At 65.7% G+C, this 21,488-nt stretch carries 16 protein-coding genes and 4 tRNA genes; 11 read left to right on the top strand and 9 right to left on the bottom strand.

Annotated elements, in window-relative coordinates:
- Window positions 1–16: 16 nt before the first annotated feature.
- The 4 genes from B3E91_RS16520 to B3E91_RS16505 form a co-directional block, all read right to left on the bottom strand.
- Window positions 17–3,118, bottom strand: a complete 3,102-nt coding sequence (locus B3E91_RS16520; protein ID WP_287030544.1) for an MdtB/MuxB family multidrug efflux RND transporter permease subunit — start codon at window positions 3,116–3,118, stop codon at window positions 17–19.
- Window positions 3,115–4,443 carry an MdtA/MuxA family multidrug efflux RND transporter periplasmic adaptor subunit gene (locus tag B3E91_RS16515; protein ID WP_286786080.1) on the bottom strand — a complete coding sequence of 443 codons (1,329 nt, stop codon included), beginning with the start codon at window positions 4,441–4,443 and terminating at the stop codon, window positions 3,115–3,117. Before B3E91_RS16515 ends, B3E91_RS16520 begins: the two co-directional genes overlap by 4 nt.
- 162 nt (window positions 4,444–4,605) lie before the next feature.
- Window positions 4,606–5,106 carry a thiol peroxidase gene (tpx, locus tag B3E91_RS16510; RefSeq protein WP_287030541.1) on the bottom strand — a complete coding sequence of 167 codons (501 nt, stop codon included), beginning with the start codon at window positions 5,104–5,106 and terminating at the stop codon, window positions 4,606–4,608.
- Window positions 5,107–5,217: 111 nt separating this feature from the next.
- Window positions 5,218–6,132: a LysR family transcriptional regulator gene (locus tag B3E91_RS16505; RefSeq protein ID WP_287030540.1), complete on the bottom strand. Its 915-nt coding sequence runs from the start codon at window positions 6,130–6,132 to the stop codon at window positions 5,218–5,220.
- Window positions 6,133–6,241: 109 nt separating this feature from the next.
- Here B3E91_RS16505 and B3E91_RS16500 point away from each other — a divergent pair, with 109 nt between their 5' ends.
- A complete protein-coding gene (locus B3E91_RS16500; protein WP_090230814.1) occupies window positions 6,242–7,237 on the top strand; it encodes an aldo/keto reductase in 996 nt (331 codons plus the stop codon).
- Window positions 7,238–7,264: 27 nt separating this feature from the next.
- Here the strand turns inward: B3E91_RS16500 and B3E91_RS16495 are convergent, their stop codons facing one another.
- The 3 genes from B3E91_RS16495 to B3E91_RS16485 form a co-directional block, all read right to left on the bottom strand.
- Entirely contained in the window at window positions 7,265–10,939 is a 3,675-nt protein-coding gene (locus B3E91_RS16495) for a translocation/assembly module TamB domain-containing protein (protein ID WP_287030538.1), read from the bottom strand.
- Window positions 10,936–12,663 carry an autotransporter assembly complex protein TamA gene (locus B3E91_RS16490; protein WP_287030575.1) on the bottom strand — a complete coding sequence of 576 codons (1,728 nt, stop codon included), beginning with the start codon at window positions 12,661–12,663 and terminating at the stop codon, window positions 10,936–10,938. The genes B3E91_RS16495 and B3E91_RS16490 overlap by 4 nt, the downstream gene beginning before the upstream one ends.
- Window positions 12,664–12,731: 68 nt before the next feature.
- Window positions 12,732–13,415: a GNAT family N-acetyltransferase gene (locus tag B3E91_RS16485; protein ID WP_287030537.1), complete on the bottom strand. Its 684-nt coding sequence runs from the start codon at window positions 13,413–13,415 to the stop codon at window positions 12,732–12,734.
- Between the two features lie 127 nt (window positions 13,416–13,542).
- Here B3E91_RS16485 and xthA point away from each other — a divergent pair, with 127 nt between their 5' ends.
- The 3 genes from xthA to B3E91_RS16470 all read left to right on the top strand — a co-directional run bounded on the left by xthA (window position 13,543) and on the right by B3E91_RS16470 (window position 16,117).
- Window positions 13,543–14,355: an exodeoxyribonuclease III gene (xthA, locus tag B3E91_RS16480; RefSeq protein ID WP_286786040.1), complete on the top strand. Its 813-nt coding sequence runs from the start codon at window positions 13,543–13,545 to the stop codon at window positions 14,353–14,355.
- A gap of 81 nt (window positions 14,356–14,436) precedes the next feature.
- On the top strand, window positions 14,437–15,816 hold the full coding sequence (locus B3E91_RS16475; RefSeq protein ID WP_287030536.1) for a phosphate ABC transporter substrate-binding/OmpA family protein: 1,380 nt from the start codon (window positions 14,437–14,439) through the stop codon (window positions 15,814–15,816).
- Between the two features lie 88 nt (window positions 15,817–15,904).
- Window positions 15,905–16,117: a hypothetical protein gene (locus B3E91_RS16470; protein WP_287030535.1), complete on the top strand. Its 213-nt coding sequence runs from the start codon at window positions 15,905–15,907 to the stop codon at window positions 16,115–16,117.
- A gap of 34 nt (window positions 16,118–16,151) precedes the next feature.
- Here the strand turns inward: B3E91_RS16470 and B3E91_RS16465 are convergent, their stop codons facing one another.
- Window positions 16,152–16,418, bottom strand: coding sequence for a DUF3509 domain-containing protein (locus B3E91_RS16465; RefSeq protein WP_287030534.1), 267 nt, complete (start codon window positions 16,416–16,418; stop codon window positions 16,152–16,154).
- 232 nt (window positions 16,419–16,650) lie between these two features.
- Window positions 16,651–17,322: a Bax inhibitor-1/YccA family protein gene (locus B3E91_RS16460; RefSeq protein ID WP_287030532.1), complete on the bottom strand. Its 672-nt coding sequence runs from the start codon at window positions 17,320–17,322 to the stop codon at window positions 16,651–16,653.
- A 129-nt stretch (window positions 17,323–17,451) separates the two neighbouring features.
- Between B3E91_RS16460 and B3E91_RS16455 the strand changes: the two genes are divergently transcribed.
- The 7 genes from B3E91_RS16455 to B3E91_RS16425 all read left to right on the top strand — a co-directional run bounded on the left by B3E91_RS16455 (window position 17,452) and on the right by B3E91_RS16425 (window position 21,241).
- Window positions 17,452–17,539, top strand: a tRNA-Ser gene (locus B3E91_RS16455).
- 130 nt (window positions 17,540–17,669) lie between these two features.
- Window positions 17,670–18,314 carry a response regulator transcription factor GacA gene (gene gacA, locus B3E91_RS16450; protein WP_090230834.1) on the top strand — a complete coding sequence of 215 codons (645 nt, stop codon included), beginning with the start codon at window positions 17,670–17,672 and terminating at the stop codon, window positions 18,312–18,314.
- Window positions 18,315–18,316: 2 nt separating this feature from the next.
- Complete coding sequence (gene uvrC / locus B3E91_RS16445; protein ID WP_287030531.1) at window positions 18,317–20,143, top strand: excinuclease ABC subunit UvrC; 1,827 nt, start codon at window positions 18,317–18,319, stop codon at window positions 20,141–20,143.
- Between the two features lie 33 nt (window positions 20,144–20,176).
- Window positions 20,177–20,737: a CDP-diacylglycerol--glycerol-3-phosphate 3-phosphatidyltransferase gene (pgsA, locus tag B3E91_RS16440; protein ID WP_090230839.1), complete on the top strand. Its 561-nt coding sequence runs from the start codon at window positions 20,177–20,179 to the stop codon at window positions 20,735–20,737.
- Window positions 20,738–20,802: 65 nt separating this feature from the next.
- Window positions 20,803–20,878, top strand: a tRNA-Gly gene (locus tag B3E91_RS16435).
- Between the two features lie 45 nt (window positions 20,879–20,923).
- Window positions 20,924–20,997, top strand: a tRNA-Cys gene (locus B3E91_RS16430).
- A 157-nt stretch (window positions 20,998–21,154) separates the two neighbouring features.
- Window positions 21,155–21,241: transfer RNA gene (locus B3E91_RS16425), tRNA-Leu, on the top strand.
- Window positions 21,242–21,488 lie beyond the last annotated feature (247 nt).

The raw sequence follows: 21,488 nt of genomic DNA, 5'->3' as shown, positions 1-21,488 counted from the left end.
AGGGTCATCGACGCGTTCATGCCGGAACCTCGCCTTCTTCGCCTCGCGGCCGGCGGAAACGCGTGGCCAGGCGGTCGAAGTACAGGTAGATCACCGGCGTGGTGAACAGCGTCAGCACCTGGCTGACCAGCAGCCCGCCGACCATCACCAGGCCCAGCGGCTGGCGCAGCTCCGCGCCCGAACCGCTGGCGAGCATCAGCGGCACCGCGCCGAACAGTGCCGCCAGGGTGGTCATGAGGATCGGCCGGAAGCGCAGAAGCGCCGCCTGGTAGATCGCCGCTTCCGGCGCCATGCCCTGGTGGCGTTCGGCGTCGAGGGCGAAGTCGATCATCATGATCGCGTTCTTCTTGACGATGCCGATCAGCAGGATGATGCCGATGATCGCGATCAGTCCGAGGTCGTTGCCGGTCAGCAGCAGCGCGAGCAACGCGCCGACACCGGCCGACGGCAGCGTCGAGAGGATGGTGATCGGATGCACGTAGCTCTCGTAGAGCACGCCAAGCACGATGTACATGGTCACCACCGCCGCCAGGATCAGCAGCAGGGTCGACGACAGCGAGGCGCGGAAGGCCTCGGCGGCGCCCTGGAAGCGGCTCTGCACGCCGGCCGGCATGCCGATTTCCTGCTGGGTGCGCTCGATCACCTCGACCGCCTTGCCCAGCGATACGCCGTCGGCGAGGTTGAACGACAGCGTGCTGGAGGGGAACTGGCCGATGTGGTTGATCACCAGTTGCGCCTGCCGCTCCTCGATCCGCGCCAGGCTCGACAGCGGCACCTGGGTGCCCTCGCGGGTGGCGACATGGATCTGCCCCAGCGCCTGCGGGCCGATCTGCTCGCCGGCGGCCGCCTGCAGCACCACGCGGTACTGGCTGGACTGGGTGAAGATGGTGGAAATCTGCCGCTGGCCGAAGGCGTCGTAAAGCGCATCGGTGATTGCGCTCATGCTCACCCCGAGCCGGCTGGCGAGGTCGCGATCGACGTTCAGGTAGACCTGCAGCCCTTTGCCCTGCAGGTCGCTGGCGACATCGGTGAGTTCGGGCTGGCGGCGCAACGCGTCCACCAGCTTGCCGTTCCATTCGCTGAGCAGCTCGGTGTCAGGGGACTCCAGGCTGAACTGGAACTGGGTGCGGCTGACCCGGTCCTCGATGGTCAGGTCCTGGACCGGTTGCAGGTACAGGCGGATGTCGCTGAGCTGCGCCAGCTTCGGTTGCAGGCGCTCGATCACCTGGGTGGCGCTGACGTCGCGCTCGGCGTGCGGTTTCAGGTTGATCAGCAGGCGACCGCTGTTCAGCGTGACGTTGTCGCCGTCGACGCCGATGTAGGACGACAGGCTGGCGACCGCCGGGTCCTCGAGGATCAGCCGCGACAGCTCCTGCTGGCGCTCGCTCATCGCGCGGAACGAAACCGACTGCGGCGCCTCGGAAATGCCCTGGATGACCCCGGTGTCCTGCACCGGGAAGAAGCCCTTGGGCACCGCCAGGTAGAGCACCACGGTCAGGCCGAGGGTGGCCACGGCCACCAGCAGGGTCAGCGGCTGATGCCTGAGCACCCAGCGCAGGCCGCCGGAATAGCGCTCGATCAGCCAGTCAATCCAGGCACCGCTGGCGCGGTAGAAACGGCCCTGCTCGGCTTCCGGCGGTTCGCGCTTGAGCAGCCGTGCGCACATCATCGGCGTCAGCGTCAGCGAGACCACCAGGGAAATCAGGATCGCCACCGCCAGCGTGATGGCGAATTCGCGGAACAGCCGGCCGACCACGTCGGCCATGAACAGCAGCGGAATCAGCACGGCGATCAGCGAGAAGGTCAGCGAGATCAGGGTGAAACCGATCTGCCGCGCGCCCTTCAGCGCCGCCTGCAGGGGCGAGTCGCCCTCCTCCACGAATCGCGCGATGTTCTCCAGCATGACGATGGCGTCGTCCACCACGAAACCGGTGGCGATGGTCAGCGCCATCAGCGTCAGGTTGTTCACCGAGAAACCGGCGAGGTACATCACGCCGAAGGTGCCGACCAGCGACAGCGGCACAGCGATCGACGGAATGATGGTCGCCGAGAAGCGCCGCAGGAACAGGAAGGTGACCATCACCACCAGTGCGATGGACAGCAGCAGCTCGTGCTGCACGTCCCTGACCGCCGTGCGCACGGTCTGCGTGCGGTCGGTGAGCACGGTGACGTCGAGCCCCGAAGGCAGGGTCGAGGTGATCGCCGGCAGCAGCGCCTTGATCCGGTCGACCACCTGGATGACGTTGGCGCCGGGCTGGCGCTGGATGTTGATCAGCACGGCCTGGTTCTGGTTGGCCCAGGCGGCGAGGCGCTCGTTTTCAGCGCCACTGACGACCTCCGCCACGTCGCGCAGGCGCAGCGCGGCGCCGGCGTTGTAGCCGAGGATCAGGTTGGCGTACTCCTCGGGCGAGCGCAGCTGGTCGTTGGCATCGAGCATCGAGGTGCGCGTGGGGCCGTCGAAGTTGCCCTTCGGCTGGTTGACGTTGGACGAGGTGATCAGCGTGCGCACGTCGGACAGGTTCAGCCCAGCGGCGGCCAGCGCCTGCGCGTTGACCTTCACCCGCACTGCCTGGCGCTGGCCGCCGGCCAGGCTGACCATGCCGACGCCGTTCACCTGGGAGAGCTTCTGCGCCATGCGCGTGTCGACCAGGTCGTGCAGCTTGGGCAACGGCATGGTCTTGGAGCTGACCGCCACGGTAAGCACCGGGGTGTCGGCCGGGTTGACCTTGTTATACACCGGCGGCGCCGGCAGGTCGTTGGGCAGCAGGTTGCTGGCGGAGTTGATCGCCGCCTGCACTTCCTGCTCGGCGACATCCAGGTCCATCGCCAGGCTGAAACGCAGGGTGATCACCGAGGCGCCGCCGGAGCTGGTCGAGGACATCTGCGCGAGCCCCGGCATCTGCCCGAACTGGCGCTCCAGCGGCGCGGTGACCGCGCTGGTCATCACGTCCGGGCTGGCGCCGGGGTACAGCGTGAGGACGCGGATGGTCGGGTAGTCCACCTGCGGCAACGCCGACACCGGCAGCATGCGATAGGCGATCAGCCCGGCGAGGAGGATCGCCAGCATGCTCAGCGTGGTGGCAACCGGACGCAGTATGAACAGCCGCGAGACGTTCATCGGGCGTCTTTCGCCGCCGCGTCGGGAGCGCCCGCAGGGGCTTTCGGCGAGCCCTGCAGTTGCTCGCTGGGTGAGGTCGGCATGGCGTCGCTGTCATGCACCACCAGCACCTTGCTGCCTTCGCGCAGGCGGTCGGTACCCTCCAGTACGACACGGTCGCCGCTGGCCAGGCCTTCGAGGATCACCGTATTGGCACCGTCGTTGGGGCCGACCTTGAGCGTGCGGATGGTGACCTTGTCGTCGCCGTCCATGACGTAGGCGAAGGAGCCGGCATTGCCGAACTGCACCGCCGGGGTCGGCACCAGAACCACGTTGCGCAGCGTGTCGGCGAGTACCCGCACGTTGACGAACTGGTTGGGGAACAGGGTTTCCTGGTCGTTGCCGAAGCGCGCCTTGAACTTCAGGGTGCCGGTGGTGGTGTCGATCTGGTTGTCCAGGCTCTGCAGCACGCCTTCGGCCTGCAGGCGGGTTTCGGCGCGGTCCCAGGCCTCGACGCGGAGCTTCTCGCCGGCGCGGAAGCGCTGGACCACCGTGGGCAGCTCGTTTTCCGGCAGGGTGAAGGCGACGCTGATCGGCTGCGTCTGAGTGATGGTCACCAGCGCGGTGGTGTCGCTGGAGCCGACCAGGTTGCCGACGTCAACCTGGCGCAGGCCCAGGCGCCCGGAGATGGGCGCGCGCACGTTGGTGAAATCGAGGTTCAGCTTGGCCTGGTTGACCGCCGCCTGGTTGCCCTGCAGCGTGCCTTTGTACTGATTGACCAGCGCTTCCTGGGTGTCCAGCGTCTGCTTGGCGATGCTGTCTTCGGCATACAGCCCGCGGTAACGGTCGTAGTCGATCTGCGCGTTCTTCAGCTGCGCCTGGTTTTCCGCCAGGGTGCCCTGGGCCTGCTGCAGGGCGATCTGGTAGGTGCGTGGGTCGATCACCGCCAGCAGGTCGCCTGCCTTGACCTTCTGCCCTTCCTCGAACGCCACCTTGACCAGTTCGCCATCGACTCGGCCGCGCACGCTCACCGTGTTCAGCGCGGTAACGGTGCCGAGCGCCTTGTAGTAGACGGGAAAGTCACCCTGCCGGGCGGCAGCCACGCGTACCGGGGTCGGCTCGTTGTTGAACAGCCCGCCGCCCGGACCTCCCATGCCGCCGGGACCGCGGCCGACGCCGGCACCGCCGGGGCCCCGGCGGCTGGTGTGCTGCGCCGCGTCGGTAGACGTGGAGCTGGCGGGCCAGAATTTCCAGGCCACGGCGGCCAGCAGCAGGAGGACGACGATACCGATCAGCCAGGCGCGCGGGCGACGGTAAAACGCGGGAGGCGGCGTTTGCTCGGACATGAATAGGATTCGGAATTTGAAGGAGCCTGAACGATAAGGACTGTTGCCCCCGATGCAAAGGCTCTTTACCGCCTATTTACCCTTTACTTACCTCTCCAAGTGTATGAGGCACAAACAAAAAACGGCCCGCCGCAGCGGACCGTTCGGTCAGCTTTCGGCGGATCAGGCAAGCACGCCGATGGCCGCCTGGTAGTTCGGCTCCTGGCCGATCTCCGGAACCAGCTCGCTGTGCAGCACCTGGTCGTTCTCATCCAGCACCACCACCGCGCGAGTCGCGAGGCCCGCCATCGGACCGCTGGCGATGGCGACGCCGTAGTCGCGGAGGAACGCCTGGCCGCGCAGGGTCGACAGGTTGACCACGTTCTCCAGCCCTTCGGCGCCGCAGAAGCGCTTCTGCGCGAACGGCAGGTCGGCGGAGATGCACAGCACCACGGTGTTGTTCAGCTTGCTGGCCTCGGCGTTGAACTTGCGTACCGAGGTGGCGCAGGTAGGCGTATCGACGCTGGGGAAGATGTTCAGCACCTTGCGTTTGCCTGCGAAGGCTTCGAGGGTCACGTCGGCGAGGTCGCCATTGACCAGGCTGAATGCGGGCGCGGCCTGGCCGACCTTCGGCAGTTCGCCGTCGATGTCCACGGGGCTGCCGCGGCGGGTCACTTGAGGCATGGGAGGTTTCCTTCTTGTGGGGAGGATGGAGCGTTCAGTAAATCATGCCCGCGCGAGAATGTGGCAGGTCGCGCTGCCGGGAAAGCGTCCGCTTTCGCCTGTTTTCAGCCGTCAGCGGTCAGGCCCTGCCATCCAGTCGGGCTGCTCGAACAGCTCCACCAGCCAGTCGACGAACACCCTCACCCGCCGCGACAGCTGGCGATGCGGCGGGTAGACCACGCTCAGCGGGTACACCGGCGGGCGGCAGTCGGCGAGGACTTCCACCAGGCTGCCGGCGCGCAGTTGTTCGGTGACGTGGTAGACCGGCACCTGGATAAGGCCCAATCCTGCTTCGCAGGCAGCGACATAGGCATCCGCTCCGTTCACCGCGATCTGCGTCGGCAAGCGCCGCGTCTGCGTTGCGCCGGCGATCTGGAACTCCAGCTCGAAGCGCTGTCCGCTGGAGCCGATGAAGTCGATGGCGCGATGGCCGTCGAGCTGCGCCAGCGTGCGCGGCACGCCCTGGGTGGCGAGGTACGCCGGGCTGGCGCAGGTGATTTGCGTCAGTTGCGTCACCGGTCGCGCCACCAGCCCGGGGTCCAGCGGCGCACCGCCGCGCAGCACGCAGTCGACGCCTTCGCGGATCAGGTCGAGGGTGCGGTCCGAGGTGCCCACTTCCAGCTCGATCTGCGGGTAGCGGCTGCAGAACACCGGGAGTCGCGGGATCACCACCAGCCGCGCCAGCGAGTGCGACAGGTCGATGCGCAGCTTGCCTCGGGGGTTGCGCCGCGCCTCGGAAAACGAGCCCTCGGCGTCGTCCAGATCCGCCAGCAGGCGCACGCAGCGCTCGTAGAACTCGGCGCCATCCACGGTCGGGCTGACCTGGCGGGTGGTGCGCTGCAGCAGTTGCACGCCGAGGTGGCTCTCCAGTTGCCTGATCAGTTGGCTGCTGGAGGCCGGAGCCAGCCCGAGGCTTTCGCCGGCACGGCCGAAGGCGCCCATCTCGACGATACGAGTGAACAGCTGCATGGCGAGAAAGCGGTCCATTACCCATCCACTATGTAGAAATTACGAATAGTGAATACGTTTTCGGCAGGTTTATCCAGCCAGGAGTGAGGCAGACACTGGACCGACATTTCCCACGGAGAACCCCTCGATGAAGACTCGCCAACTGGGCCACGACGGCCCGCAGGTTTCCGCCATCGGTCTCGGCTGCATGGGTATGAGCGATTTCTACGGCGCCGGACGCGACGAAGCGGAATCCGTCGCCACCCTGCACCGCGCGCTGGAACTGGGCGTCAGCCTGCTCGACACCGCCGACATGTATGGGCCGTTCAGCAACGAGGAACTGATCGGCAAGGCAATTCGCGGCAAACGCGACCAGGTGTTCCTCGCCAGCAAGTTCGGCATCCTCCGCGACCCGGCCAACCCGGCGCTGCGCGGTGTCAGCGGGCGCCCGGAGTACGTGCGCTCCTCCATCGAAGGCAGCCTCAAGCGTTTGCGCGTCGACCACCTCGACCTCTACTACCAGCACCGTATCGATCCGCAGGTGCCGATCGAGGAAACCGTGGGCGCGATGGCCGCGCTGGTGAAGGAAGGCAAGGTGCGCTACCTGGGCCTCAGCGAGGCGTCGGCGGCGACCCTGGAGCGCGCCCATGCCGTGCACCCGATCAGCGCGCTGCAAAGCGAGTACTCGCTGTGGACGCGCGACCCGGAAAGCAACGGCGCGCTGGCGGCCTGTCGGCGCCTGGGCATCGCTTTCGTGCCCTACAGTCCACTGGGACGGGGCTTCCTCACCGGCGCCTTGACCTCGCCTGAGGACTTCGCCGAAGACGATTACCGGCGCTTCAGCCCACGCTTCCAGGGCGAGAATTTCGCCCGCAACCTGCTGCTGGTGGAGAAGGTGAAGGCGTTGGCCGAAGCCCGGGGCGTGACGCCCTCGCAACTGGCCCTGGCCTGGGTCCTGGCCCAGGGCGACGACCTCATCCCGATTCCCGGCACCAAGCGGCGCAAATACCTGGAAGAAAACGTGGGCGCGCTGGACGTCGTGCTGAGCGCGGCCGAACGGGCGCAGATCGACGCGATCTTCCCGGCCGATGCGGTGGCCGGCGGGCGCTATCCGGAACAGGTGATGAAGATGCTCGACGTTTAGATGGGCGTCCCGGACGCACGTGTCCAATCAGAAATCGCGCTTGTAGAACAGGTCCAGCGAGCTGGCCAGGCCACTGGCGACTTCGAGGTACAGCCGCCTGGTCAGTTCGTAACGCAGCGCCACGGTATTCGCCGGCTCGAACACGCCGACGCCGTAGCGCAGGCTGAGGCGATCGGTGAGGCTGCCGCTGGCCACCACGCTGGTGGTGTTGCCGGTGCCTTCGGTGTCGAGCTGGAAGTTCTCGATGCCGAGGTTGCGCGCCAGGCCGCCGGTAATCGAGGCGCTCTGCGCCAGGCCCAGGCCGAGCGCGGCTTCGGCGAGCATGTTGCTGTCGCCACTGTCACCGCCCAGCGGACGCCCGAGCACCAGGTAGGACAGCGCCTGCTCCTGGCTCATCGCCGGTTCGGAGAACACCTCGCTGCGCGGCGCCGAGGCACTGCCGGTGAGACGGATGCCGGCGGTGACATCGTCGACCACGCGCACCGCCTCCACGTCGAGATAGGGCTGGTCGATCGGCCCGGTGAACAGCAGGCGCGCGCGGCGGATGGTCAGGCGCTGGCCGTAGGCGCGGTAGCGGCCCTTGTTCAGGCTCAGCTCGCCACGGGTATCGAGGTTATCGCCAACGTGGATCTGCCCCGCCAGCTCGGCATTCAGGCCAAAGCCGCTGAAGGTCAGCTTGTCTTCGCCGACCGCCACGTCGACGTTCATCCGCAGCGCCGGCGAGGCGCCCTTGACCGGCGCCTCCGCGCCGACGATTTCGGCGTCCGCCGAGACCTTCACGGTGGACGGTGGCAGCTCGCGAACGATGATGCTGCCGCGGGGCACCCGCACCTTGCCGCTGAGCGCCAGTTGCTCGCCATCGAAGGCGACCTGCAGGTCGGGCGCCACTTCCAGATCGGCATAGGGCGCCACCGATACCGGTAGACGATCGCCCCGAATGCGCAGGTCGAGGTCCAGCGCGCGGCTCCAGTCCAGTGATCCGCTGATGCTGCCCTGCCCTTCGCGCCCGGCACTCCAGTCGCCACTGAGCTGCAGGTTCTCGCCGGCGATCAGCGCCTGGACCTGGAGATTTTCCAGGCGCGTCGGCAGTTCCGCCCCGGACACGTGGCCGCCGCGCAGTTGCAGGCGACCGTCGATGCGTGGCTCCTGCAGATCGCCGGACAAGGTGCCGGAACCGTCCAGATAGCCTTCCAGGCGCTCGACCATGGGCACGAACGGCCGCGCCACCGACAGGTCGAGGCCACTGAGGGCGAACTCTCCGCGCAGCGGTTTGTTTGCCGCCCGAGGGTCGATGCGTGCGTGCAGCGAAAGCTCGCCCAAGGGCCCGCCGGCAAAACTCACCTGGGTGTCTACCCGGCTGGGTTGCAGTTGGCTGTCCAGGCTCAGCTGCCGGTAGGGAAAGTCCACCCAGTCGTCGCCATCGCGCACGCGCAGGGTGCCATTGCCGGCGTCGACGAGGATGTGGCCGCTGGGGCCGGCAGCCGGCAGGTCGAGCAGCAGGTCAGCGTTCAGCTTGCCCTTCCAGGCGAAGTCTTCGGGGAGGAACTGCGCCAGCCCGTCGAGGGCGAAATTGCGCAGGTGATAGCGCAGTCTGAGTTCCGGCATCAGCCGCTGTTCCTCGCCGCACAGGCTGGCGTCGCCATAGGCCCAGCAGTGCGCGCCCAGCTCCAGGCGGCCATCGGCGCGGCGCTCCAGGCGTGCGGGCGTGCGCAGCGTCCAGGTCTGGCCGCCGGCGGCGACTTCGCCTTTGCCGAGCTGGCCGCGCCAGTGCCAACCCTTCGTCCCATCGCCATCCAGGCGCCCGGACAGGCCAAGCGCGGTACGCAGCAGCGGACCGACCAGGCTCAGGTCGAGGCGCTGATCCTTGCGATCGCCCTGCCCGGTCAGGCGCAGATCGCCCAGCGCGGTGTCGCCAGCGTGGATATCGCGGGCGTTCAGCGTCAGCGTGCCGCGCTGCGCCGCATCCAGCGTGGCCGCCAGATCCAGCGCGGCCAGGCGGCGCTCGCCGAACGCCAACTTCTGGCCTTTCAGCGCCAACTGGCCCTGCGGTGCCGCGAGGCTGCCGGCCAGGTTCAACGTGCCGTTCAGCGCGCCCTGCAGCTCGGGCCACAGCTGGCCCAGACGCGGCAGATCGAGCGCAAGTTGCCCCTGCAAGCGTTGATCCAGCTGACCCTTGCCCCGCATCTGGTTGTCGCCCACGCGCAGGTCGAGGTTGGCCAGGTTCCAGCGCTCGCCGGCGCCCTCTGCGGCGAGTTGCAGCCGGGTCGTCTGTCCGCGTAGCCGGCCGTCCAGTCGCAGGTCGGCGTTCAGTGCCAGTTCGCCATTCGTCAGGCTGCCTTCGCTGCGCAGCGGACCGGCCAGGCTACCGGGCAGCTCGGCGAGCCAGTAGGACGGATCGAACCGGTCGAGCTGCAGCGCCGCCTTCCAGGCGATGCCATCGGCGAAGCCGAGGTTCAACTGCCCTTCGGCGTTGCCCTGCCCGGCCACCAGGCGCAGTGAAGGCAAATTCAGCTGTTCGAGGTCGCCGCTCAGCGGGCTGCTGAGGCTGAAAGGCCCCGCCGGCCCCTGCAGGTCGGCGGCGAAGTTGCCCAGGTAACTGCCGTTGTCGTAATGCAGATCGCCCTTGAAGGTCTTCAGCGCGACCGGCGGTTCGTCGATCTCGGCATACAGCCGGCGCCAGGGAAAATCCTGCCAGTCGATGTGCGCATCGGCGATCAGCCCTTCGCGCCAGTCCAGCTCGCCCGTCAGCGCCAGACGCTGCTCCGCGCTCGCCGTGAGGTCGAGCGCCTCGATACGCGCGCCCTCGGCGGTGACATGGCCGTTGAGGCCAAGGTTGATCGGCTGTTCCTGAGCCGCCAGTTGGGCGTTGCCGAGCACCCGATAACCGTCGGACAGATCGCCTTCGGCGGTCAGCTCCAGCTCCTCGAGGGTCAAGGTATCCGGCAACTCGGCGGTGGCCTTGAAGCGCGGCACCACCAGCCGCAGTCGGGCCGGAAGATGCTCGGCCAGCGGGCTCACCCGGCCGTCCAGCCGGCCCTGCAGGTAGCCACTGCTGTCGGCGTGCAGGCTCAGTTCGCGTTGCAGGTCGCCATCGACGGTGATCGCCAGCGTCCACGGCTGCTCCCCCGGTGCCGGCAGCGACAGCGAACCCTCGGCCTTCAGCGGCCAGTCGCCGGTGGGCGTGAGCAGGCCTTGCAGGTGCAGGGAAAGTGCATCGCGCTGCACGCTCAGCGAGTCGATGCGCAGGCCCTCGCCGGTCCATTGCCCGGCCATGCGCAGGCCGCGCAATTCTTCCTGTCCGTCCAGCAGCAGGCTGCCGATCTGAACCTCGCCCAGACGCAGGGACAGCGGCAGGCCGATATCCGGCAGTCCACCCGGGCCTTCTTCGTCGTCTGTGGACGGCGGCAAGGCGAGGATCACCTGCTCGGCGACCACGCGGTCCAGGCACAACGTCAGGCGCAGCAGGCAGCCCGGCGACCAGTCCAGCTGCGGCGCGACCAGCTCGACGCGTCGATCGCCCTGCGTCCAGACCAGCCGCTCGGCGCGCCAGGCGCCGCCGAGCCGGCCGTCGAAGCCCTGCAGCTGCAAGCCCGGCACCTGCGCCAGCGCCCAGCGGCTGCCGGCCTGGCTGCCGAGCAGCAGCGTCAGGCCCAGCACCAGCAGCAGTACCAGGGCGAGCACTCCCCAGGCGATGCGCTTCACAGTTCGGGGCCCATGGAAAAGTGCAGGCGTACGCCGCCGTCGCCGTCCAGCGGATGCGCGAGGTCGACGCGCAACGGCCCCACCGGCGAGACCCAGCGCACGCCGAAGCCGACGCCGGTCTTCAGCGACGGCAGCTCAAGCGATGAGAACGCGTTGCCCTGGTCGACGAAGGTCGCGATGCGCCAGCGATCGGCGATCGCGTACTGATACTCGAGGCTGCCGGCGATCATGTAGCGACCGCCGATGCGGTCGCCGTCGGAGTTTTCCGGCGAGAGCATCTGGTAGTCGTAGCCGCGCACGGTCTGGTCGCCACCGGCGAAGAAGCGCAGCGACGGCGGAATCGCCTTGTATTCGTCGGTGTAGTTGCCGCCCAGTTGCAGACGCCCGAGGAAGCGGTGCTTGTCCGCCAGCGTGGTCAGGCCCTTGATCGCCCCTTCGACATGCACCAGGTCGGCGTCCGACAGCAGGCCGTCCTTGGCCGCCGATACGTCGAACTGCAGGCGATAGCCGTGGCTGGGGTCGAGCCGGTTGTTGCTGCGCAACAGCGAGTAGCTGGCGCCAGGCATCAGCAGCGTGCTCAACCCGGAGTCGTCACCCAGGCGATATTCCTCGCGCTGCCACTTCACCGAGAGCACGCGCGTCCAGCCGCTCGGTCGCAGGCTGTGCCATTCCGGGCCGATTGTGAGCAGGCGGCTCAGCGAGTCGGTGTCGGCCAATTCCTCGTACTGATAGCCGGCGGCGAGGCGCAGTTTGTCGGTCAGGGGCGCCTGGCCCGGAATGTCGTACCACAGGCCTACGTTCTGCCGCGGCGCCGAAAGCTCCAGTTCTGCGCCGTAGCTGTGGCCCTGCGGGTTCACCCAATGACGCGTCCAGTTGACCTTGCCGCGCGGGCCGACGTCGGTGGAGTAGCCGAGACCGATGCCGAAGGTGCGCGGCTTGCGCGTGGTCAGGCGTACATCCACCGGGATTTGCTCGTCGCGTGCCTGCTCGGGCGCGGCGTCGACGCGCACGGCATCGAAATAGCCGCTGGTCTGCAGCGCCTGGTTCAGCTCGGCGATCAATTCGGAGTCGTAGGGATCGCCTCGTTTGAACGGCACCAGGCGTTGCAACAGGTCCTCGGATAGCGGCGCATCGCCGCCGAACTTGACCGCGCCGAGCCGGTAACGCGGGCCGCTGTCGTAGATCAGTTCGATATCGGCGAAGCCCTCGCGCGGGTCGATCAGCAGCTTCTGCCGGATGAACCGGCCGCTGAAGAAGCCGAAGCGCGACGCCTGGTTTTCGATGAGCTTCTTCGCGTCTTCGTAATGGCCGTGGTCGAGTATCGCGCCAGGCTTGAGCATCTCGCGGTCGGGCAAGCGAAAGCTGGCCAGCTGCGCGGCCGGACCTTCGACGCGGACGGTGACGTTGCGCAGCCGCACCGGCTCGCCCGGATGCACGGTGAGCACCAGGCGCGGCGGCTGGCGTTGGTCGACTTCGCTGTCGATCTGCGCGTTGTAGTAGCCAAGGGCTTGCGCGGCCTGCTGTGCCTGGGTTTCGGCAACCCGCGTGAGCTGTTCCAGCGCCTGCCGGTCACGGCCTTCCAGGCTGCCGACATAGCCCTGGATATTGCCGCGAAGCTTCGCGTTGTTCGGCTGCACGCGCACGTCCAGCTGCTCCTGCGCCAGCACCAAAGTGCTGAGCAGCGAACAGAACGATAGGCAGAAGCTGAAGCTGGATCGGGACATCATGGGCCGGCATGCTACCATGCAAGCGGGCTCGATCCGGCAACCCTTGGTCGCGCTAACCCCTCGAATTATCGAAGATTTTCCCCTGCCGGGAGATCCGGGGGGGCGTCGTGCGCAGCGACCGGAGCGTTCGCATGAAGGAAAACGTGCTCGCGAATCGGCCCGATCGCCACTTCGCCGATCTCCTGGTAACCCTGGCGCCGATAGAACTCCAGATAGCGGGTGTTGCCGGTATCCAGTACCACGCCTTGCGACGCGCTGTCCCCGGCGCACCAGGCGTGCACGGCCTCGAGCATCTGCTCGCCGTAGTGCAGGCCCTGGCAGCGCGGATGGATGCCGATCAGCGGCAAGACGTGGAACGGGCCGGGCGGCAGGCAGGCCAGCACGGCCGCGTGGTAGTCGAGGTAACGCTGGGTGCAGCGCAATCCGGTGGTCAGCAGCATGCGCATGCGCCACACCCAGCTCTCGGTGATCTCCAGCCGGCGTTGCGGCGGCGCGATCAGCGCGACACCGATCAGCCTGTCCTCCACCAGCAGGCCGATCGCCGGCAGGTCCTCGCTGAAATGCTGGTTCACCAGTTCGCGAACGGTGGCGCGCACGCGATGGTCGTAGCCAGGGCGCTCGGCTTCGAACAGGTAGGCGAAGGTGGGTTCGTGGCGATAGGCCTGGTACAGCAGCGAGCGCGCCTCCCGCGCATAGCCGCTGTCGAGGAAGCGCGTCGTGGCGGGCGCGGCGGGTTGGGTTGCGGGCATGGCGATCGACCTCTCTAGTTATGGTTATGGGTCTTCGCTGACGTTAGCAGCGCCATGGGCGGGCCGCCAGCGCTGGCTGGCGCGGCGCCGGATGGGCTAGCATCGGGGTTTTCCCAGGAGTCCCGCGATGAAAGTCGTTTCCTTCAATATCAACGGCCTGCGCGCACGTCCTCACCAACTGGCGGCACTGGTCGAAAAACATCGCCCGGACATCATCGGCCTGCAGGAAACCAAGGTCTCCGACGACCAGTTCCCTTTCGCCGAAGTCGAGGCGCTGGGTTACCACGTGCATTTCCACGGGCAGAAAGGTCATTACGGCGTTGCACTGATGTCCCTGGCGAAGCCGCTGGAAGTGTTCAAGGGATTCCCCGGCGATGACGAGGAATCCCAGCGGCGCTGGATCGGCGGCACCTTCGCCGACGGCGACGGCCAACCGGTCCATGTGTTCAATGGTTACTTCCCCCAGGGCGAAAGCCGCGATCATCCGGTGAAGTTCCCGGCCAAGACGCGTTTCTATGCCGACCTGCAGCGCCTGCTCGAGGAACGCTTTCAGCCCGAGCATCGCCTGTTGGTGATGGGCGACTTCAACATCTCGCCGCAGGATTGCGACATCGGCATCGGTGCCGACAACGCCAGGCGCTGGTTGCGTACCGGCAAGTGCAGCTTCCTGCCCGAGGAGCGCGAGTGGCTCGAGAAGCTCAAGAGCTGGGGGCTGGCGGATACCTTCCGGTTGCAGAATCCGACCGTGGAAGACCGCTTCAGCTGGTTCGACTACCGCAGTCGCGGCTTCGAGGACGAGCCCAAGCGCGGCCTGCGCATCGACCTGATCATGGCCTCCAGGCCGCTGCAGGAGCGCATCCTCGCCACCGGCGTCGACTATGAGTTGCGCGCGATGGAGAAGCCTTCCGACCACGCGCCGGTGTGGCTCGAACTGAGCTGACCGGTTTTTTTCGGCTGTCATATGGGCGACATGCAACTGACTTAGTCTGCCGGCACCTCCTCTCCAACAGGTGCCTGCCGCATGTCCAACGTGTCCGATCACGAAGCCGATACCTGGAGCCGCGTGCTCGGCATGCTGATCCTCGGCTTCGTCTGCTACGCCCTGCCCTGGTCGGTGTTCGCTGCCTTGCCGATCCCCGAGGGCAACGCCCCGCTCCTGCGCATCCAGGGCTCCAATACCATCGGTGCGCGCCTGGCGCCGGCGCTGGTCGAAGGGCTGATGCGCCAGCAGGGTCTGCTCATGGTGCGCAGCCAGCCCGGCCCGGCGGATAACGAGCAGCGCATATCGGCGCGCACTGCCGAGGGCCGCGAAGTGCACGTGGACATCGCCGCCCACGGTTCCAGCACGGGGTTCGTCGCCCTTCAACAAGGCCGCGCCGAGCTGGCAGCCTCGTCCCGACCGATCAAGGACAGCGAAGTCGCCGCACTCGCCGAACTGGGCGACCTGCGCAGCCGCTCCGCGGAACAGGTGATCGGTATCGACGGCTTGGCGATCCTCGTACATCCCGACAACGGTCTGAAAAGCTTGACCAGCGAGCAACTGGCGAAGGTGTTCGCCGGCGAGATTCGTGACTGGGCGGCCCTCGGTGGCAAGGCCGGAGCGATCCATCTGTATGCGCGGGACGACAAGTCCGGCACCTTCGATACCTTCAAGGAACTGGTGCTGGTCGCCAGCGGCAAGGCCCTGGCGCCGGACGCCGCGCGTTTCGAATCCAGCGACCAGCTCTCCGAGACCGTCGCCGATGATCCGCAGGGCATCGGTTTCGCCGGGCTGGCCTCGGTGGGCAGGGCCAAGACGCTGGCGATTTCCGCCGGAGAGTCGCAAGCCATGGAACCCTCGGTCAGCCTGATCGCCACCGAGGACTATCCGCTCTCGCGTCGGTTGTTCCTTTACAACGCCCCGGAGGAGAACAACCCCTGGGTGCTGGCGCTGGTCGCCTTCGCCCACAGCGCCGCGGGGCAGGCGATTGTCGCTAAGGTAGGGTTCGTCGCCCAGGACGTGCGTGCCATGCAGGTCGCCGCCGCGCCGGCCATGCCTGCGGAGTATTTCCAGCTGGCCAGCGAGGCCCAGCGCCTGTCGGTGAATTTCCGTTTCCAGCACGGCAGTGCCCGGCTGGACAACAAGGCCCAGCGGGACATCGATCGCGTTACCGACTACCTGCGACAGAACGACAAACTCTACAAACGCACGGTGCTGGTCGGCTTCGCGGACGACAAGGTCGACCCGCAACGCGCCTCGCTGCTGTCCAAACTGCGCGCCATGGCGGTGCGCCGCGAACTGTCGAAGGCAGGCGTGATCTTCCGCGACGTCACCGGCCTCGGTGACGAGATGCCGGTGGCCGCCAACAGTGCAGACGAGGGACGTATCAAGAACCGTCGTGTGGAAGTCTGGGTTTACTGAGGCGCGACCGATTCAACCCGCTGTTCGGATCGCGTAGTCTTCCGCCCATCGCGCCATCTGCTGCGCGACAGGGAATCGGAATCCGCTCATGGTGGTTCGCATCGAGGTACGTGAGGAACATGGCCAACGGCGGTGGCAGGTCCGCGCCGGACGACGCTGCCTGACCTTCCAGGACGAGCATGCTGCTCGCCATTTCGCCGCGCAACTGCAGGTGCGCCTGCAATGGCTGATGGAGCGCACGGGCGGGTCGAACACCTCCCCGCCTTCGAGCCCGGAAACGCAACGGCCCGACAGCGACTGACGCTATCGGGCCGTTTTCCGGTCAATTCCAGTTTTCAGGGATGCTGGGCGATCGCCTGACGCTGGGATTGCATGGCGGCGATTTCGGCGACCACGCCACCGGCCTGGGCGATGTCGCGGCGAATCGCGCTGAGGAGCCATTCCACACGAACCGGAGCACTCAACTGGGGCGAAGGAATCACCCGAGTGACCTGCACGCCGTCCTTCTCCAGCGACAGCAACTGGCTGCCATCCGGGCGCTGGGTAGCGGTTACGGTGTAGTCGGGAAAGGCGGAAATGATTGGCTGCAGGGAGATGGTCATTGTTCTACTCCGAAGGGGGGGGCCAGGACTCGCATCTCTAAAGCAGCCTTCATGCCAAATCCGTTTCACCCTTAAAGCCTTTGTTTATCAGGGGGCTGAGAGCGTCGCTCGCGGTACCGTCATTTATTCTGCAATGTCGGCGCGAAACACTCATGCATTTTGCAGGGTCTTACGCACCTTTCTCCAGGCATGAAAAACCCGCCGAAGCGGGCTTCATTCATCGCGGCCAGGATCAGTCGTCGCGACCGAAGATGCCGAAGATCTGCAACAGGCTGATGAACAGGTTGTAGATCGACACGTAGAGGCTGATGGTCGCCATGATGTAGTTACGCTCGCCACCATGGATGATCGCACTCGTCTGCAACAGGATCGCCGCCGAGGAGAACAGCACGAAGCCGGCGCTGATCGCGAGCTGCAGGCCGCTGATCTGGAAGAACATGCTGACCAGCATCGCGCCCAGCAGGACGAAGAAGCCCGCTGTGATGAAGCCGGCGAGGAAGCTCATGTCCTTGCGGGTGGTGAGCACGTAGGCCGACAGGCCGAAGAACACCAGTGCGGTCATGGCGAATGCCGAGCTGATCACTTCGGCGCCGTTGCTCATGCCCATGTAGCGGTTGAGGATCGGGCCGAGCGTGTAGCCCATGAACCCGGTCAGGGCGAAGGTCGACAGCAATCCCCAGGCGGAATCGCGGAGTTTCACGGTCAGGAAGAACAGCCCGTAGAAACCTGCCAGCACAATGAGGAAGTTCGGGTAGCCCACGCGCATCTGCTGCGCGACGAACGCGACCAGACCGCTGAATGCCAGGGTCATGGCCAGTAGCCCGTAGGTGTTGCGCAGAACGCGACCGACCTCGGCCTGTTCGACTTGCACCTGACTGTTCAGGGAATATTCACGATCTTGCATGGCAACGCTCCTGTAAAAATGGGTCCTGCGGCAAGGATGAACGGATCATAACAAAGGCTCGCCCGCTGCCAAGGCACAGTGTTTGACAGCGTGTTGCGATCCGGTACTATTGCCGCCCGCAATACCTGCGGAAGTGTGGCCGAGTGGTTTAAGGCAGCGGTCTTGAAAACCGCCGACTGTAACAGGTCCCAGAGTTCGAATCTCTGCGCTTCCGCCATTCATCTGCCGCGTCTCCCTCTCCTATGTCCGCTGGTCATCCCGTTACCTGCACCGCGCTAGGTGACGCTTCGGCTTTTTGTTAAGGTGACGCGATGCCGTGAAAACGGCGTTGTGCAACGAGGTGTCGCTTGATTAGGGTCCTGGTGGTCGACGATCACGATCTGGTACGTACGGGCATTACCCGAATGCTCGCAGATATAGAAGGTCTGCAAGTCATCGGTCAGGCCGACAGCGGCGAGCTGGCGCTGAAGAAAGCTCGCGAACTCAAGCCTGACATCGTTCTCATGGACATCAAGATGCCCGGTATCGGCGGTCTGGAAGCGACACGCAAGCTGTTGCGCAGCCAGCCGGACGTCAAGGTGATCGCGGTGACCATCTGCGAAGAAGACCCCTTCCCCACGCGCCTGCTGCAGGCCGGTGCCGCCGGTTACCTGACCAAGGGCGCCGCGCTCGAGGAGATGGTCCAGGCCATTCGCCTGGTCTTCGCCGGGCAGCGCTACATCAGTCCGCAAATCGCACAGCAACTGGCGCTCAAGTCGTTCCAGCCACAGGTCAACGGTTCGCCGTTCGACCTGCTCTCCGAACGCGAGATCCAGATCGCGCTGATGATCGCCAACTGCCAGAAGGTGCAGAGCATCTCCGACAAGCTCTGCCTGTCGCCGAAGACGGTGAACACCTACCGTTATCGCATCTACGAGAAGCTCTCGATCACCAGCGATGTGGAATTGGCCCTGCTGGCGGTGCGCCACGGCATGGTCGACACCATCAATTGACGATGTCGCACGCGTTCGACCCCAGCGCCTTCCTCGCCCACTGCAGCGGTCGCCCCGGCGTTTACCGCATGTTCGACGCGGACGCCAAGCTGCTCTACGTCGGCAAGGCGAAGAACCTCAAGAAGCGCCTGGCCAGTTACTTCCGCAAGGTCGGCCTGGCGCCGAAGACCGCTGCCCTGGTGGCGCGCATCGCGCAGATCGAAACCACCATCACCGCCAACGAAACCGAGGCGCTGCTGCTGGAGCAGACGCTGATCAAGGAATGGCGGCCGCCGTACAACATCCTGCTGCGCGACGACAAATCCTACCCGTACGTCTTCCTTTCCAGCGAGGACGCGTTTCCTCGCCTGGGCATCCATCGCGGCGCGAAGAAGCAGAAGGGCCGCTATTTCGGCCCCTACCCCAGCGCCGGAGCGATTCGCGAGAGTCTCGGCCTGCTACAGAAGGCGTTCCTGGTCCGGCAATGCGAGGACAGCTACTACCGCAATCGCACGCGGCCGTGCCTGCAGTACCAGATCAAGCGCTGCAAGGGGCCTTGCGTGGGCCTGGTCGAGCCCGAGGAATATGCCGAGGACGTGCGCCATTCGGTGATGTTCCTCGAAGGCCGCAGCAACGCGCTGTCTGCCGAGCTGTCGGCGAACATGGAGCAGGCGGCGATGCGGCTGGACTTCGAACGGGCCGCCGAGCTGCGCGACAAGGCCGCCATCCTGCGTCGCGTGCAGGACCAGCAGAGCATGGAGGGCGGCACCGGCGACGTCGACGTGGTTGCGGCCATGGTCAACCCCGGCGGCGCCTGCGTGCACCTGATCAGCGTGCGCGGAGGGCGAGTGCTCGGCAGCAAGAACTTCTTCCCGCAGGTCGCCATCGAGGAAGACACCGGCGAGGTGCTCTATGCATTCCTTGCCCAGTACTACCTGACCAACAGCGAACGCGACCTGCCCAGCGAACTGATCGTCAACGTGCTCCACGATGATTACCCGACGCTGCTCTCGGCGATCCACGAACTGCGTGGGCGCGAACTCGACATCAGCCACCGGGTGCGCGGCACACGCGCGCGCTGGCAGGCGCTGGCAGTGACCAACGCCGAGCAGGCACTGGCGGCGCGACTGGCGAACCGGCAACACCTCAGCGCGCGCTTCGACGCCCTGGCCGAAGCGCTCGGCCTCGACGAACCGCCACAACGCCTGGAGTGCTACGACATCAGCCATTCCAGCGGCGAGGCGACGGTAGCGTCCTGCGTGGTGTTCGGCCCGGAAGGTCCGTTGAAGTCCGACTATCGCCGCTACAACATCGAAGGCGTCACCGCGGGCGACGATTACGCCGCCATGCACCAGGCACTGACCCGGCGCTTCAGCAAGTTGAAGGAAGGTGAAGGCAAGCTGCCGGACGTGCTGCTGGTCGACGGCGGCAAGGGGCAGCTGACGATGGCCCAGGAGGTGCTCCAGGAGCTGGCGGTACCGGATCTGATCCTGCTCGGCGTGGCGAAGGGCGTAACGCGCAAGCCAGGCCTGGAAACGCTGTACCTGAACGATGCGGCCCACGAATTCACCCTGCCAGGCGATTCACCTGCCCTGCACCTGATCCAGCAGATCCGCGACGAAGCGCACCGATTCGCCATCACCGGACACCGCGCGCGCCGCGGCAAGACCCGTCGCACCTCCACGCTGGAGGACGTCGCGGGCGTCGGGCCGAAGCGTCGAAGGGAGTTGCTCAAGCACTTCGGCGGCCTGCAGGAGCTGGCCCGCGCCAGTGCCGAGGAAATCGCCAAAGCGCCCGGCGTCAGCAAAAAGCTCGCCGAGTCGATTTATGCAGCCCTGCACAGCGAGTAGAATACCGCTTCACTTAGCAGCCAGTTCGCGCCGATGAATATTCCAAATTTGCTCACCGTGTTGCGCGTTCTTCTGATCCCGGTCTTCATCCTCTTCTTCTATCTGCCATTCTCCTGGAGCTATTGGGCGTCCAGCGGCGTATTCGCCATCGCTGCGGTCACCGACTGGTTCGATGGCTACCTCGCTCGCCGCCTGGAACAGAGCACGCCGTTCGGCGCCTTTCTCGATCCGGTGGCGGACAAGCTGATGGTCGCGGTCGCCCTCGTGCTGCTGGTCGAAGAGCACGCCACGCTGTGGCTGACGCTGCCGGCCGCGATCATCATCGGCCGCGAGATCGTGGTGTCCGCCCTGCGCGAATGGATGGCCGAGCTTGGCGCCCGCGCCCATGTCGCGGTGTCCAGCTGGGGTAAATGGAAGACTGCTGCGCAGATGGCCGCGCTGATCATCCTGCTGGCCAACCCGCCAGTAATGAGCAACTGGGTGCTGCTCGGTTTCGTCCTGCTGATCATCTCCGCGGTGCTGACGCTGTGGTCGATGCTGCAATACCTGATCGCCGCATGGCCGCATCTGAGCATCAACCCTGAAAAGAAATAAACTTTTTTGAATCAAGGGGTTGACGGGGCGTTCCGAATCGCTAGAATGGCGCCCGTCACCAAGACGCGGGAATAGCTCAGTTGGTAGAGCACGACCTTGCCAAGGTCGGGGTCGCGAGTTCGAGTCTCGTTTCCCGCTCCAGTTTGTTGACGTTGACGCCGCAGTTTGCGGCGTCTTCGTTTTTGAGGCCGGTTGGCAGAGTGGTTATGCAGCGGATTGCAAATCCGTGTACGCCGGTTCGATTCCGACATCGGCCTCCATTATGAAAGCCCCGTAGATCAAGCATCTACGGGGTTTTTTCATTTCTGCTGCCCCCTATTTCGGCACGAGGGAAAATGCCTGGGCAACCTTGCCTGCACTTGCCTCGCTGTATATATTCCGCGCGTCGCCGCCAGGCGATCACGCTGTAGCGCTACCGCCCGAATGGCGAAATCGGTAGACGCAAGGGACTTAAAATCCCTCGGGGGTAACCCCGTGCCGGTTCGACCCCGGCTTCGGGCACCATTCTCTCCGGCTTCTATGCCGCTGACGCAGTCCAAGTACCTTCCGAACCCAGCAACTCGACAGCTGATTTTCTTCACGAATCTTTCACCTTCACGGGCGTAGTCTTTCCTTCAACGCAAATGACTCCTTTGTGTTGCTGTGTGTTATGGCTCTTAGCCCGCCCTGTGCGGGCTTTTCTTTATTTAGGTTTTACCGAACCAACCTTCCCGCGCCGCTCGCATCGCCCCTTGATGAGTGGGGATGGCGT

This window comes from Pseudomonas sp. UBA6310 (genome assembly GCF_002438225.1).
In the GTDB taxonomy this organism is placed as follows: domain Bacteria; phylum Pseudomonadota; class Gammaproteobacteria; order Pseudomonadales; family Pseudomonadaceae; genus Pseudomonas_O; species Pseudomonas_O kuykendallii.
Note: the sequence above shows the minus strand (reverse complement) of the source record. Positions and strands in the feature narration are given on the sequence as shown.